The sequence below is a fragment of the Azoarcus taiwanensis genome, assembly GCF_012910885.1.
Taxonomy (GTDB): domain Bacteria; phylum Pseudomonadota; class Gammaproteobacteria; order Burkholderiales; family Rhodocyclaceae; genus Azoarcus_F; species Azoarcus_F taiwanensis.
The window spans coordinates 1-14,510 of record NZ_WTVM01000035.1 but is presented as its reverse complement, the minus strand read 5'-3'; the positions used below and the strand labels follow the sequence as shown (position 1 = coordinate 14,510).

Annotated in this window: 13 protein-coding genes; 7 read left to right on the top strand and 6 right to left on the bottom strand. The window is 61.8% G+C overall.

Annotated features, from left to right (window positions below; genetic code table 11):
- Positions 1-17: 17 nt before the first annotated feature.
- From ilvC to GPA21_RS07705, 3 genes are all read right to left on the bottom strand, one after another.
- Entirely contained in the window at positions 18-1,034 is a 1,017-nt protein-coding gene (ilvC, locus tag GPA21_RS07715; protein WP_168987625.1) for a ketol-acid reductoisomerase, read from the bottom strand.
- 75 nt (positions 1,035-1,109) lie between these two features.
- Positions 1,110-1,601, bottom strand: coding sequence for an acetolactate synthase small subunit (ilvN, locus tag GPA21_RS07710; RefSeq protein ID WP_168987624.1), 492 nt, complete (start codon positions 1,599-1,601; stop codon positions 1,110-1,112).
- A 103-nt stretch (positions 1,602-1,704) separates the two neighbouring features.
- Positions 1,705-3,414, bottom strand: coding sequence for an acetolactate synthase 3 catalytic subunit (locus GPA21_RS07705; protein WP_168987623.1), 1,710 nt, complete (start codon positions 3,412-3,414; stop codon positions 1,705-1,707).
- Positions 3,415-3,530: 116 nt separating this feature from the next.
- On the opposite strand from GPA21_RS07705, the gene GPA21_RS07700 reads away from it, so the two are divergent.
- From GPA21_RS07700 to pepN, 7 genes are all read left to right on the top strand, one after another.
- Positions 3,531-4,088 (top strand): RNA polymerase sigma factor, encoded by a 558-nt coding sequence (locus GPA21_RS07700; protein ID WP_168987643.1) that lies wholly within the window; start codon positions 3,531-3,533, stop codon positions 4,086-4,088.
- 5 nt (positions 4,089-4,093) lie between these two features.
- Positions 4,094-4,468, top strand: a complete 375-nt coding sequence (locus GPA21_RS07695; protein ID WP_246261824.1) for a DUF3619 family protein — start codon at positions 4,094-4,096, stop codon at positions 4,466-4,468.
- Positions 4,441-4,836, top strand: a complete 396-nt coding sequence (locus GPA21_RS07690; protein WP_168987621.1) for a DUF3106 domain-containing protein — start codon at positions 4,441-4,443, stop codon at positions 4,834-4,836. Before GPA21_RS07695 ends, GPA21_RS07690 begins: the two co-directional genes overlap by 28 nt.
- Positions 4,837-4,923: 87 nt before the next feature.
- The gene (locus GPA21_RS07685) at positions 4,924-5,391 is read left to right on the top strand and encodes an RDD family protein (RefSeq protein WP_168987620.1); all 468 of its coding nucleotides are present in this window, start codon (positions 4,924-4,926) and stop codon (positions 5,389-5,391) included.
- A 154-nt stretch (positions 5,392-5,545) separates the two neighbouring features.
- Complete coding sequence (locus GPA21_RS07680) at positions 5,546-8,371, top strand: cation-transporting P-type ATPase (RefSeq protein WP_168987619.1); 2,826 nt, start codon at positions 5,546-5,548, stop codon at positions 8,369-8,371.
- Positions 8,372-8,487: 116 nt separating this feature from the next.
- On the top strand, positions 8,488-9,387 hold the full coding sequence (locus tag GPA21_RS07675) for a universal stress protein (protein WP_168987618.1): 900 nt from the start codon (positions 8,488-8,490) through the stop codon (positions 9,385-9,387).
- A gap of 12 nt (positions 9,388-9,399) precedes the next feature.
- A complete protein-coding gene (gene pepN / locus GPA21_RS07670) occupies positions 9,400-12,093 on the top strand; it encodes an aminopeptidase N (protein ID WP_168987617.1) in 2,694 nt (897 codons plus the stop codon).
- 189 nt (positions 12,094-12,282) lie between these two features.
- Here the strand turns inward: pepN and GPA21_RS07665 are convergent, their stop codons facing one another.
- From GPA21_RS07665 to panB, 3 genes are all read right to left on the bottom strand, one after another.
- Positions 12,283-12,735, bottom strand: a complete 453-nt coding sequence (locus GPA21_RS07665; RefSeq protein ID WP_211163485.1) for a CBS domain-containing protein — start codon at positions 12,733-12,735, stop codon at positions 12,283-12,285.
- 127 nt (positions 12,736-12,862) lie between these two features.
- The gene (gene panC / locus GPA21_RS07660; RefSeq protein ID WP_168987616.1) at positions 12,863-13,693 is read right to left on the bottom strand and encodes a pantoate--beta-alanine ligase; all 831 of its coding nucleotides are present in this window, start codon (positions 13,691-13,693) and stop codon (positions 12,863-12,865) included.
- A gap of 8 nt (positions 13,694-13,701) precedes the next feature.
- Positions 13,702-14,510, bottom strand: an 809-nt coding sequence (gene panB / locus GPA21_RS07655; protein WP_211163484.1) for a 3-methyl-2-oxobutanoate hydroxymethyltransferase, incomplete at its 5' end; no start/stop codon positions are given.

Below are 14,510 nucleotides of genomic sequence, written 5' to 3'. Positions count from 1 at the left end.
GGACATGCGATGCGCGATCAGTTCTTGGATTGATCGACCAGCTTGTTCTTGCTGATCCAGGGCATCATCTGGCGCAGCTGCCCACCGACGATCTCGATCTCGTGCGCTGCGTTGAGGCGACGACGAGCGGTCATTGACGGATAGTTGGTCTTGCCTTCCTGGATGAACATCTTTGCGTACTCGCCGGTCTGGATACGCTTGAGGGCGGCGCGCATCGCTTCGCGCGACGACTCGTTGATGACTTCCGGCCCGGTCACGTATTCGCCGTACTCGGCATTGTTCGAGATCGAGTAGTTCATGTTGGCGATGCCGCCTTCGTACATGAGATCGACGATCAGTTTCAGCTCGTGCAGGCACTCGAAGTAAGCCATTTCGGGCGCGTAGCCGGCTTCGACGAGGGTCTCGAAACCCATTTTGACCAACTCGACCGCACCGCCGCACAACACTGCCTGCTCGCCGAACAGGTCGGTCTCGGTTTCTTCGCGGAAGTTGGTTTCGATCACGCCACCCTTGGTGCCGCCATTGGCCGCCGCATACGACAGGGCGATGTCACGCGCCTTGCCGGAGATGTCCTGATGAACCGCGATCAGGGTCGGCACGCCACCGCCCTTGAGGTACTCCGAGCGCACCGTGTGGCCGGGACCCTTTGGGGCGACCATGATGACGTCCAGATCGGCACGCGCCACAACCTGGTTGTAATGCACGTTGAAGCCGTGCGCGAAAGCCAGGGTGCCGCCCTTCTTGATGTTCGGCTCGACCTCGTCCTTGTAGACCTGCGGGATGTTTTCGTCCGGCAGCAGGATCATGACGACATCCGCGCCCTTGACCGCCTTGGCGATCTCCTCGACCTTGAGGCCGGCAGCCTTGGCTTTGTCCCAGGATGCGCCACCCTTGCGCAGGCCAACCGTGACCTTGACGCCGGAGTCGTTCAGGTTCTGAGCATGGGCATGGCCCTGCGAACCGTAGCCGACGATGGTCACTTTCTTGCCCTTGATCAGAGAGAGATCGGCATCCTTGTCGTAATAGACTTTCATTGTTTCCTCTTCAGTGTGTGGTTTTTCAAATGGACGGATCACTTCCGGGTGCACTTGCGCCGGTCGGTGGTCCGATCAGACCTTGAGTACTCTGTCGCCGCGCCCGACGCCGCAAATGCCGGAACGCACGGTTTCGAGAATCAGCTCGTTACCGATTGCCGCGACGAAGGCGTCGAGCTTGCCCTGATTGCCGGTGAGTTCGATGACGTACGATGCTTCCGTGACGTCGATGATGCGTGCCCGGAAAATATCGGCCATACGCTTCATCTCGTCGCGGTCCTTGCCGGTGGCGCGGACCTTGATCAGCATGAGCTCGCGCTCGATGTGCGCCGATTCCGAGATGTCGACCACCTTGATCACCTCGACCAGCTTGTTCAGTTGTTTGGTGATCTGTTCGATGATGTCGTCCGAGCCGGTGGTGACGATGGTCATCCGCGACATCGAGGCGTCCTCGGTGGGCGCCACCGTCAGGGATTCGATGTTGTAGCCACGGGCGGAGAAGAGTCCGGAGACGCGGGAGAGGGCGCCGGACTCGTTCTCGATCAGCAGTGATATGACGTGTCTCATGATGAACTCGTGAGTAAAGCGTTACCGAATCGGCGCGGTGGAGCCGGGTAGGTCACCCGGCTAGCCGCCGGGCAAGACCGGGTTCGGTGTGCTTGTTGTTGACTTAGAGGTCCTCTGCCGAGAGGATCATTTCGGTCAGTCCCTTACCGCCCTGGACCATCGGGTAGACGTTCTCGGTCTGATCGACCTGGAAGTCCAGGAACACCAGGTCGTTCTTGCGGCTGAAAGCCTCGCGCAGCGCGCCTTCGACGTCGGAGGGCCGCTCAACCCGGATTCCGACATGACCGTAGGACTCGGCAAGCTTGGCGAAGTCGGGCAGCGAATCCATGTAGGACTCGGAGTAACGCCCACCGTGGAACAACTGCTGCCATTGACGCACCATGCCAAGATAGCGGTTGTTGAGGTTGCAGATCTTGATCGGCAGGCGGAACTGCTTGCAGGTCGACAACTCCTGGATGCACATTTGGATGGAGGCTTCGCCGGTAACGCAGGCGACCTGCGCATCCGGGTGGGCCAACTGGGCGCCCATCGCGTAAGGCAGGCCTACCCCCATGGTGCCGAGGCCGCCCGAGTTGAGCCAGCGGCGCGGTTTGTCGAATCGGTAGTACTGCGCAGCCCACATCTGGTGCTGGCCGACATCTGACGTCACGAAGGCATCGCCACCGGTGACTTCCCACAATTTCTGTACGACGTACTGCGGCTTGATGATTTCGTCTGAGTTCTTGAACTTCATGCAGTCGCGGCTGCGCCATTCCTCGACCTGCTTCCACCAGGCGCCAAGCGCTTCCTGGTTGGGACGGGCGTTGGCGGCCTCGATCTGGCTGATCATTTCGTCGAGGACATCGCGGACGTTACCGACGATGGGGAGATCGACCTTGACACGCTTGGAGATCGAGGACGGGTCGATGTCGACATGGATAATCTTGCGCGGCTCTTCCGCGAAATGGTCGGGGTTGCCGATCACCCGGTCGTCGAAACGGGCACCGATGGCGAGCAACACGTCGCAGAAGTGCATCGACATGTTGGCTTCGTAGGTGCCGTGCATGCCAGGCATGCCGAGGTACTGACGGTCGCTGGCCGGATAGGCGCCGAGCCCCATGAGGGTGTTGGTGATCGGGAAACCGAGCAGTCGGGTGAGCTTGGTGAGTTGCTCGGCCGCGTCGGAGAGAATCACGCCGCCACCGGTGTAGATCATTGGCCGCTTGGCTTCGAGCAGCAGCTGCACGGCCTTGCGGATCTGTCCCTGGTGGCCTTTCACCACCGGGTTGTAGGAGCGCATCTCGACCTTGTCGGGATAGCTGAACTCGCACTTGTGCATCGACACATCCTTGGGGATGTCGACGAGAACCGGGCCGGGGCGGCCGGTCCGGGCGAGATGAAAGGCCTTTTTGATGGTCGGTGCGATATCCTTGACGTCGCGGACGAGGAAGTTGTGCTTCACGCAGGGGCGGGTGATGCCGACGGTGTCGACTTCCTGGAAGGCATCCTGACCGATCGCTGCAGTCGGCACCTGGCCCGAGATGATGACCATTGGCACCGAGTCACAGTAGGCGGTGGCGATTCCGGTGACCGCGTTCGTCGCGCCCGGACCCGAGGTCACCAGTGCGACACCGACGGACTGGGTGGAGCGCGCATAACCGTCGGCTGCATGGACCGCGGCTTGTTCGTGACGTACGAGAACGTGACGGACCTGGTCCTGGTTGAACAGGGCGTCGTAGAGGAAGAGCACTGCGCCGCCCGGATAGCCGAAGACGTACTCGACCTTTTCTTCCTGCAGGCACCTGATTACAATCTCCGCACCACTCAGCACCATCGCAAACTCGCTCGCACAAAAAATCCCAAACGACGAACGTTACCGTCCGCGCGATGCGCGGTCAAGTTCGGCACCATTCGCGAGCGGCGTAAAGCCCTCTAGTCGAGGATTCCCAACTGGCCTCCCGGGCAGAACTCTCTTCTTTTCTCGAAGGTATCGAAAGGCGCGCTTATCGCACAGCCCTGTTTGCCCTCCGTGACGAGGAACTGGCGCTGGACGCGGTTCAGGACGCGATGCTCAAGCTTTGCGCCAGCTACGCCGGACGCCCGGCACCGGAACTGCCGATGCTTTTTCAGCGTATTCTGCGCAATGCGGTGTATGACTTGCTCCGTCGTCGCAAGGTGCGAAACACTTGGACGACGCTGTTCTCGGCGCTGGTGCGCGAAGTTGACGAGTCGGACGACCCCCTCGACGGCCTTCCGGCGGCTGGAGAGGCTGGCCAGACCCCGCAGGCTAGCCTCGAACAGCAGCAGACACTTGCCGTCATCGAGCGTGAGATCGCGCGATTGCCGGCCCGTCAACGTGAGGCCTTCCTGATGCGTTACTGGGAAGAGATGGATATTTCGGAAACAGCGGCAGCGATGGGGTGCTCTGAAGGCAGCGTGAAGACGCATTGCTCGCGGGCCACGAAGACGCTCGCGGCAGCGCTGCGCGCGAGAGGAGTCGTGCTTTGAATGAGATGGGTTTTGGTCTCAGGGTGGCCGAGTACTTGTCGGTGTCGAATCGAACGCTCGATGGCCGAGCCCTCGAAAGACTGAGAGTTGCCCGTACTCGTGCGCTCGCAGTCAGCGATACCGGCAGTCGGGGCAGTTTCTATGACGACCTTCAGGCATGGTGGGTGCGCGTGCGGCTCGCGTTTTCACCGGTGATGTCCTCATCGGCAATGCTTTTGGTCTTGCTGGCGTTGTTCTTTGCTGGCGGGCAGTGGTCGAGTAGCCATCGTTTCGAGGCGCAGCAGGCAATCGACACTGCCCTGCTGATAGATGATTTGCCGATAGAGGCTTATCTGGATCCGGAGTTCAGGGCATGGCTCGCACGCGAATCGCGCTCCTGACGGTGTTGTTGGCGCTGGCGGTCGTGCCGGGCAGCGCGTCGGCACAGGACTGGACGAGGCTGACGCCTTCGCAACAGCGCGTGCTCGCGCCGCTCCAGGCGGAGTGGGCCAGCTTGAGCGCCGCCGATCGCAGGCAGTGGCTTGCGATCGGCGACGGTTTCGAAGGACTGACGCCGGAGGAGCGTGCCCGAGCGACCGAACGCATGCGTGAGTGGGCGAATCTCAGCGCCGCAGAGCGGGATCGCGCACGGCAGCAGTATCGTGCCTTGCGCAGCATGCCACCGGATCAGCGTGAGTCGCTGCATGAGCAGTGGGAAGCTTACCGAAAGCTATCGCCTGGCGAACGGCAGGGTGGGTCTTCGCGGTAGGTGCGGACCGGGCGTTCGGCTGGTGTGCTTGCGGCTATCGCGCTCAATGGCATATTGTTTCGGACCGTTCCCGAAGCGTTCCTTTTCATGTCGCCCCAGCAAACGTCTCTCCCGGCTCCCCCCGTTGTCGAATTGGCCGGTTTTCGGCGCAGGCTTGCCAGCCTGCTGTACGAGTCACTTCTTGTGCTCGGCATTCTTGCGCCGACGTTCATGATTCCCTACGTGCTGCTCGGCATGGCATTCGGCTTCGATCCGCCGGGCTGGCTTCTCTGGATGCATGTGTTCGTCGTGCTGGGTTTCTATTTTGTCTGGTACTGGTCGAGACACGGCAACACCCTGGCAATGCAGACCTGGCGGCTCCGACTAGTCTCTGCCGAGACCGGGCGAAGGCTCGGGCCGGGTCGGGCCTTGCTGCGATTCGCACTGGCCTGGCCATCGGTGCTGTGTTTCGGCGTAGGGATTCTTTGGGCGTTCTTCGATCCCGACCGCCAGTTCTTGCACGATCGATTCGCCGGCAGCCGCATCGTGCTCATGCCGACAGCGCCGAAAACATAGGTAGTGGATTGTTCCGAGGGTCATCGGAACCATGGCTATGCGCCTCGCGCACGTCGTGTTGCATTGCAGCAGCCGGACCGTCGATCGGGTAAGATTGAACGAGCATGAAGCCAGACGCATGATGCGGCGTGGCAAAAGCGATCGAGGTTGAGGCATGAGCGAGCAGCAAGAGCACGAGCGTCGGAACCATCACGCGGAAGAGGCCGAGCGGGTCGTCGAGGCGATGAAGTCGCGGCGCGCCAGCGGACTCTCGGCGACCGAGGCGGAGGAACGACTCACACTGCACGGACGTAACGAGCTGCCCGCACCACGGCGTCGCAGCGCCCTGCAACGTTTCCTCCTCCAGTTCCACAATGTTCTGATCTATGTGCTCATCGTCGCAGGGATCATCACCTTCCTGCTCGGTCACTGGATCGATAGCGGCGTGATCTTTGGTGTCGTCGTCATCAACGCGGTCATCGGTTTCCTGCAGGAAGGCAAGGCCGAGCAGGCGCTCGATGCGATCCGCCGCATGCTGTCGCTCAATGCCCAGGTGTTGCGTGACGGACGGCGCCGCGAAGTTCCGGCCGAGGAGCTGGTTCCCGGGGACATCGTTTTTCTCGCCTCCGGTGACAAGGTGCCTGCGGACTTGAGACTGATCGATGTGCGCAGTCTTCGGGTCGAGGAGGCCGCGCTGACCGGCGAGTCGGTGCCCGTCGAGAAGGCGGTCGAGCCGGTCGCCGAGGATGCGTCGCTCGGCGACCGCGCGTGCATGGCCTATTCCGGCACGCTCGTCGCCTACGGTCAGGCAGCGGGTGTCGTCGTAGGTACCGGTGCCAACACCGAGATCGGGCGCATCAGCGAAATGCTGAGCCAGGTCGAGGAGATCACGACGCCGCTGCTCAAGCAGCTCGCAGTGTTCGGGCGCTGGCTGACGCTCGCGATTCTTGGCGTGGCGGCGATCATGCTCGCTTACGGTCTGCTGGTGCAGAGCTTGTCTTTCGACGAGGTGTTTCTCGCGTCGGTCGGGTTGGCGGTGGCCGCGATACCCGAGGGTTTGCCCGCGATCATGACGATCACACTCGCGATCGGCGTGCAACGGATGGCGCGGCGCAATGCGATCATCCGGCGGCTGCCCTCGGTCGAAGCGCTCGGGTCGGTCACCGTGATCTGCTCCGACAAGACCGGCACGCTGACCCGCAACGAGATGACCGTCCAGCGCGTCGTCACCGCCGATGACCGCTTCGGGGTCACCGGTGTGGGCTATGCGCCGCATGGCGCCTTCGAGCGTTTGGCGCCTCCGGCAACCGCGGATGGCAGCGTGCTCGTGGAGGCCTTGTTCGGGCGTGAGCTTGCCGGGACTTCCGCCGAGCAGGATTCGGGCCGGCCTGCCGGCGAAGTCGATCAACAGAACGAACCGGTGCTGCTGGAGGCTGGTCGGGCGGTGCTGTTGTGCAACGACGCGAGCATCGAGTGCAAGGGCGAGGAATGGCAGCTGCGCGGTGATCCCACCGAGGGGGCCTTGATAACGGTGGCGATGAAGGCGGGCTTCGACCCGGATTTTGAGTCCGAGTCATTGCCGCGCGCCGATGTCATTCCCTTCGAATCCGAGCACCGCTTCATGGCGACGCTGCATCACGATCACCGGGGTCGGGCGCTGATCTATCTGAAGGGGGCGCCGGAGCGGATCATCGAGATGTGTGCCACACAACGCGGCCGGCATGGCGCCGAGGACCTGAATCCGACCTATTGGCACGGCGTCATGGACGAGATCGCGGCTGAGGGCATGCGCCTGCTCGCGGTCGCGGTGCGTGTGGAGGATGCCGCTGGAAAATCACTGGTGTTCGACGATGTCGAACGCGGTGGCTTCGAGCTGCTGGCGTTGTTCGGCCTTTCCGACCCGCCGCGCGTGGAGGCGATTGAGGCGGTCGCCCGGTGCCGTTCGGCCGGGATTCGCGTCAAGATGATCACCGGTGACCATGTCGCGACCGCGACGGCAATCGGTATTCAGCTAGGGCTGGGAGAGAAGGTTCGCGCGATGACCGGGGCCGAAGTCGAGAAGCTGGATGACGACGCCTTGCGTGAAGCCGTGGCCGAGGTGGATATCTTTGCCCGTGCGAGTCCGGAGCACAAGTTGCGTCTGGTAACCGCGTTACAGGCGCGCGGCGAAGTGGTGGCGATGACCGGAGACGGTGTCAATGATGCACCCGCTCTCAAGCGGGCCGACGTTGGCGTGGCGATGGGCAACAAGGGAACCGAGGCGGCCAAGGAGGCCTCGGAGATGGTGCTCGCGGACGACAACTTCGCGTCGATCGCAGCGGCAGTGGAGGAGGGGCGGACGGTCTACGACAACCTCAAGAAATCCATCGCGTTCATTCTCCCGACCAATGTCGGCCAGGCCGGCATTGTGTTCTTCGCGATCATCTTCGGCATGACGCTGCCGATTACTCCGGCGCAGATTCTCTGGGTCAACATGATCACTGCGGTGACGCTCGCACTGGCGCTCGCTTTCGAGAAACCCGAGCGCAACATCATGCGTCGCATGCCGAGAGCGCCCGCCGATCCATTGCTGAGCCGTTTCCTGATGTGGCGCGTGGTCTTCGTAGGGCTCTTGCTCGTGGTCGGCGGTATGCTGTTCTTTCTCTGGGAGCTCGAGCGTGGGTCGAGCCTCGAGGTCGCAAGGACCGCGGCGGTCAATGCGCTGTTGATCGGCGAGCTGTTTTACCTTTTCAACGTGCGCAGTTTCACCGAACCCGTTTTGAATCGCGAGGGAATAACCGGAAACCCCTATGTGCTCGGTGCGATCGCGCTGCTATTGTTAGCGCAGGCGCTGTTCACCTATCTCCCGGCCATGCAGTTGCTGTTCGGAACGGCTGGCCTCGACGTTGTCACATGGCTGCGCATCATCGGCTTCGGTATCATCGTGCTTGTCGTCGTCGAACTCGAGAAGGTGATCGTACGCAAGGCGGCGCTTGCCGCCGAAGCCCGAATCACGTCCTGACGCTCGCCGTCGGGTCGAACCTTGCGAGCGGCTGGGGGCGCGGTGACAGCCTCCAGCCGTTGTGCGTTGATGAACAAGCTGTGCCGCCTTGCGCGGATTCTAATTGAGGAGGTGGTATGGAGCAGATCAAGAGCATTCTTGCGACCACGGATTTTTCGGAAACCTCGGCCAACGCGGCGCAGCGTGCCGCCATTGTTTCGCGGACGCTCGATGCGAAGTGCACGATCGCCAACGTGATCAGTCGCGGCACCCTGAATGCCCTGCATGACCTGATGGCGCCGGATAGCAGCGACGAGTTGGAGCATGTGCTGGTCGATGACGCGCTGGAGAAGCTTCACAAACTGGCAGCCGGGCTGAAGTCCGAGTACGGTGTCGAGGCGGCTGTCAGCGTTTCCGCAGGGTCGGTGCTGCGACAGATCGCGCAACAGGCCGAAAGCCAGGGCGCGAGCTTGATCGTGATGGGTGCGCATGGCAGCGGTTTCGTCCGTGATCTCCTGATCGGGAGCACTACCGACAGGGTGTTGCGCAAGACTGACAGACCGATGCTCGTGGTGCGAAAGAAGCCGGCCGGTGATTATCAGAGAGTACTGGTCCCGGTCGATTTCTCCGAGCGTTCGGGGGCTGCGATCGCGCTTGCCCATGTGGTGGCGCCCAAGGCGGAGCTCGTCCTGATGCATGCCTACCAGGTGCCCTATGAAGGCCATTTGCGGATGGCGGGTGTAGCTGAATCCAAGATGGTCGAACTGCGTCAGTCCGCCAAGGACGAGGCTGCACGGCAACTGGAGGAGTTCGTGGCGGGCATCGGGGTGTCGGGTGCTTCCATCCGGCCGCTGCTCGTCCAGGGGCAGGCCGCCAGCGCAATCGTCGAACAGGCTGCAAAGCTCGAATGTGACCTGATTGCCATTGGCAAGCAGGGCTTGCGCATGATCGAGGAACTCGTGCTCGGCAGCGTGACTCGGCAAGTGCTCGAACAAGCCCCTTGCGACGTCCTCGTGGCCGACCGCAAACGGCACTGACACTCGGATACGATGCGAACCGATACACCAGTCACGATTCACCGCGGTGATTACGCCCCGCTACCCTGGACCGTTGAAGCGGTTGAACTCCGAATCGAGCTCGACCCTACGGCGACGCGGGTCAGCAGCACGCTGACTTGCGTTCGCAACCCGAATGTCGAGGCGGGGCCGTTGCGTCTGTTCGGCGAGTCGATGGAACTGGTCGAGTTGCGCATTGATGGACTGGTCGCCTCGACGACGCGAATCACGCACGAACATGGGGGCCTGCTGGTTCAACTCGACGGCGACCGGGCGGAGGTGTCGATCGTCACGCATGTCGATCCGTCATCCAACACCACGCTGTCAGGGCTGTACATGTCGCGCGGCGGTTACTTCACGCAGTGCGAGGCGGAGGGTTTCCGGCGAATCACCTATTTCCCGGATCGCCCGGATGTCATGTCCCGCTATCGGGTCACGATAACCGCCGACCGGGAAGCCTGTCCGGTGCTTCTCTCCAACGGGAATCTCATCGACTCTGGCGAGCTCGACGACGGACGTCATTTTGCGCAATGGGAGGATCCGTTTCCGAAACCTTCTTACCTCTTTGCTCTGGTGGCGGCAAAGCTGGTCTGCCTGGAGCGCAAACTCGAGACCATGTCCGGTCGCGAGGTGTTGCTGCAGGTGTGGGTCGAAGAAGGCAATCTCGACCGCACCGAACATGCGATGGATTCGTTGATCCGTTCCCTGCGGTGGGATGAACAGGCCTTCGGTCTGGAACTGGATCTGGATCGGTTCATGATCGTCGCGGTCAGTGATTTCAACATGGGCGCGATGGAGAACAAGGGCTTGAACATTTTCAATGCCAAGTTCGTGCTCGCCCGCCCTGATACCGCTACCGACGTTGATTACGAACGTATCGAAAGCGTGGTTGCCCACGAGTATTTCCACAACTGGACCGGCAATCGTGTGACCTGTCGCGACTGGTTCCAGTTGACCTTGAAGGAAGGCCTCACAGTCTTCCGCGACCAACAGTTCTCTGCCGACATGCTTGCCGAAGCGGCCGGGGAAGAGGGGGCCGCGTCGGCTCGGGCGGTCAAGCGTATCGATGACGTGAAGGTTCTGCGTACAAGCCAGTTCGCCGAGGACGCCGGACCGATGGCGCATCCGATCCGGCCGGAAAGCTACCAGGAAATCAACAATTTCTACACCGCCACGGTGTATGAGAAAGGCGCGGAGGTAATCCGCATGCTGCATACCCTGCTCGGACACGAGGGGTTTCGTAGCGGCATCGATCTCTACTTCAGCTACCACGACGGCCAGGCGGTGACCTGCGACGATTTTGTAGACTGCATGGCCGAAGCCACCGGTCGCGATCTTGAACAGTTCATGCTGTGGTACAGCCAGGCGGGTACGCCGATCGTGAGGGCGAATGGCAAGTGGCTCGCCGGCGACGGCATATATGTGCTGACGCTGTCACAACACCTGCCACCGACGCCTGGGCAGCCAGAGAAGGCGCCGCAGCTGATCCCGGTCGCAGTCGGCCTGATTGACCCGGACGGCATGGATATGCCGCTTCGGTTCGAGGGCGAGTCTCACGTAGGCGGGACGACCCGCGTGCTCGAGCTCGGCGAGACGGAGCAAACCTGGCGTTTCGTGGATTTGCCGTCCGCACCGGTTCCTTCACTGCTGCGTGGGTTCTCGGCGCCGGTGCGGCTCGAACTCGACGAGGACGACGAGTGTCTCGCCTTCCGCATGGCCAATGACAGTGATCCGTTCAACCGTTGGGATGCCGGGCAGCGCTACGCCGAACGAGTCGTGTTGTCACTTGCCGAGTCCCATGAGCATGGGAAGCTTCTGGAGGTGCCTGCCGCCTTCTTGAACGCGGTGCGAAGCACGCTTTGCGATGATTCGCTCGATGCCGCCTTCCGGGCCCAGGCTTGCGCTCTGCCCGGCGAAACCTATTTGCTCGAGCGGATGCGTCCGGCGGACCCCACCAGCCTGCGCGTTGCGATGCAGGCCGTATTCGCTGCCATGGGGGCAGGCTTGGCTGACGTTTGGCTCCGGACCTACCATGACATGGAGGTAAACGGCGCCTATCGGTACCACCCGGGCGATGCAGGGCGTCGTGCCTTGCGCAACCTTGCTCTGCGCTACCTTGTTGCCGGTGGCGTTTCAGAGGGGGTGTCGCGCGCAGGGACGCAGTTCGAGTACGCGTCGAACATGACCGAATGTTTCGGTGCGCTTGCGGCATTGGTCATGAGTGGTACGAATGAGGGGCGAGATGGGCTCGAAGTCTTTTACTCGCGCTATCGGGATGACGCGCTGGTGATGGACAAGTGGTTCGCCCTTCAGGTCATGGCGTGGCGTCGCGATCCGAGCGAGGAGGCGCCTGTGCTTGATCGTGTCGCCTCGCTGCTTGGGCACGACGCCTTCTCGATGTCCAACCCGAACAAGGTGTATGCCTTGCTCGGGAGTTTCTTCCGCGGAAATCCGGGCGAGTTTCATCTGCCTGACGGCAGCGGCTATGCTTTTTGGGCGGACCGTGTCATCGAGCTCGATCGTGCGAATCCGCAGGTGGCGTCACGCATGGCGCGAACGCTGGAGAACTGGCGACACTTTGCTCCCCATTTGCAGGATGAGATACGAAGCCAGCTCGAGCGAGTAGCCAGCACCGATGGTTTGTCACCGGATGTGTCGGAGATAGTGGGCAAGGCGCTTGCGGATTGAGATTTGCGCCTCGCGCCAGTCCTGCAGCGGGGGTGTTGCAAGGCTTGTTCAAGGCTGACGCCGCTCCTACCCTCCCTCCACGACTTGTTGGAGCGGCGTAAGCCGCGAAGCGGGTGCGCCTGATGCTGCGTCGGAGTTGGCGCAATGAGACTTGACCAACAAGAAACCGGGCTTTCGCCCGGCTTTGTGTCAGGTGGCAATCTCGCCAGCGATGTAGTTCGCGAGGTGCTTGATGGTTTCTTCCTGCTCCTCTATCACCGCCTTCACCACGTCACCAATGGTGATGATGCCGACGAGTTGACCGTTGTCGAGCACCGGCAAGTGGCGGAATCGGCGACGCGTCATGGTGTTCATGACCGAAGTGATCTGCTCCGACGGCTCGATTGTCGCGACGTCTCTGGTCATCATCTCGCCGACCTTTACCGTCTTGGAGCTCAAGCCCTTCAATACCAGTTTTCTTGCGTAGTCGCGCTCGGTGAAGATGCCAACGAGCCTACCCGTATCAGTCACCAGAACTGCGCCGATGTCATGCAAGGCCATCAGTGTCAGGGCGTCGAAGACGCTGGTATCCGGCGTGACCGAATAGGTGGCGCTCCCCTTCTTGTCTAGTACCTGCTTTACGGTGACTGTGATCTCGGTCATGGGTATTCGTCTCCTTTTTTGAGCACGGCGTTTTTCGGCGTTCTTCCCGTTTCAGATTCTCGCACAGCTTGTATCGGTCGCGGCAAGTAGGGGAGTTCCCGCACTGGGCTGCCGCGACGATGGGTTCTCAGATTTCCAGGTTGTCGATGAGTCGGGTTGTCCCGAGTCGGGCGGCGGCGAGCACCACCAGCGGATCGTCTTCCTGTACGGGGGGTTGAAGGTCTGCGCGGCGGCGCACGGCGATGTAGTCCGGCGCCCAGCCATGGGCGACAAGCTCACTCATCGCCTCAGTTTCGAGTTTCAGGAAATCGTGGTCGCCCGTCCTGACCGCCTCGCAGATACGGCTCAGTGCCCGGTAGAGTCGGGGCGCTTCTTCGCGCTCGGCTGACGATAGATAGCCGTTGCGAGAGGACAGGGCGAGTCCGTCGTCGGCACGCACCGTCTCGCCGGGAATGACCTCGACCGGCAGGGCGAGCTGCCGCACCATGTTCGACAAGACCATGAGCTGCTGGTAGTCCTTCTTGCCGAACAGTGCGTATTCGGGCTGAACGATGTTGAGCAGTTTGAGTACGACGGTTGCAACGCCGCGAAAGTGGCCCGGTCGGAACTCGCCTTCAAGAATCGAGATCTGTGCCGGGGCGGGTTCGACGTAGTAGTTCTGCGGCTCCGGGTACATCAGGTTTTCGTCGGGAACGAAGACGTGCGATACACCGGCGGCTTCCAGGCGCTCGCAGTCCGCGGTGAGCGTCCTCGGATAGTTGTTGAAGTCTTCACTCGGTCCGAACTGGAGACGATTGACAAAGATGCTGGCGATGACCTCGTCCGCATGTTCGCCGGCCTGGCGCATGAGGGTGATGTGACCATCGTGAAGGTTGCCCATCGTCGGAACAAAGGCGGCCTTGCGGCGAGCTTTCTGACGGGCGGAGCGAAGGCTCTCGATGCTGTCGTGGACCTGCATGATGCTTCTCAGTAGTTGTGTTCTTCAGCAGGGAAACTGCCGTCCCGCACTGCGGCAGCATAGCGCGCGACGGCATCTTCAATGCTCGCGGCGCCATCCATGAAGTTGCGCACGAAGCGTGCTTTGCGCCCCGGATATACGCCCAGCATGTCGTGCAGCACGAGCACCTGACCGTCGCAATCTGCGCCGGCGCCGATGCCGATCGTCGCCATGGTGCGGAGGCTCGCGGTGATCTCGGCGGCAAGGCCGGCGGGCACCATCTCCATGACCATCAAGGCGGCCCCGGCCTGCTCGAGTGCAAGCGCCTCCGCGCGAAGCCGGGCTGCGCCATCCTCGTCACGACCCTGAACCCGGTAGCCACCCAGCTGGTTCACTGACTGAGGCGTGAGCCCGATATGTGCGCACACTGGCACGCCACGTTCAACGAGATAGTGCACGGTCTCGACCACGTGGGCGCCGCCTTCGATCTTGACCATCTGGGCGCCAGCGGCCATCAGTCGTGCGGCGTTGCGCATCGCCTGCGCCGGCCCCTCGTGGTAGCTGCCAAAAGGCATGTCGGTGACGATGAACGGACGCTGACAGCCGCGGCTCACGCACTCAGTGTGATAGACCATGTGGTCCATGGTCACCGGCAGGGTCGAGGTTTGGCCCTGCAGCACGTTTCCGAGCGAATCGCCCACCAGTATCACGTCGACGCCTGCGCGATCGAGCAGCGCGGCGAAGCTTGCGTCATAGCAGGTCAGCATGACGACCTTGCGTCCCTCGGCGCGCATCTTGCCAAGCTGGAAAAGGGTGATCGGCTTGTTGTCCTGGAGAT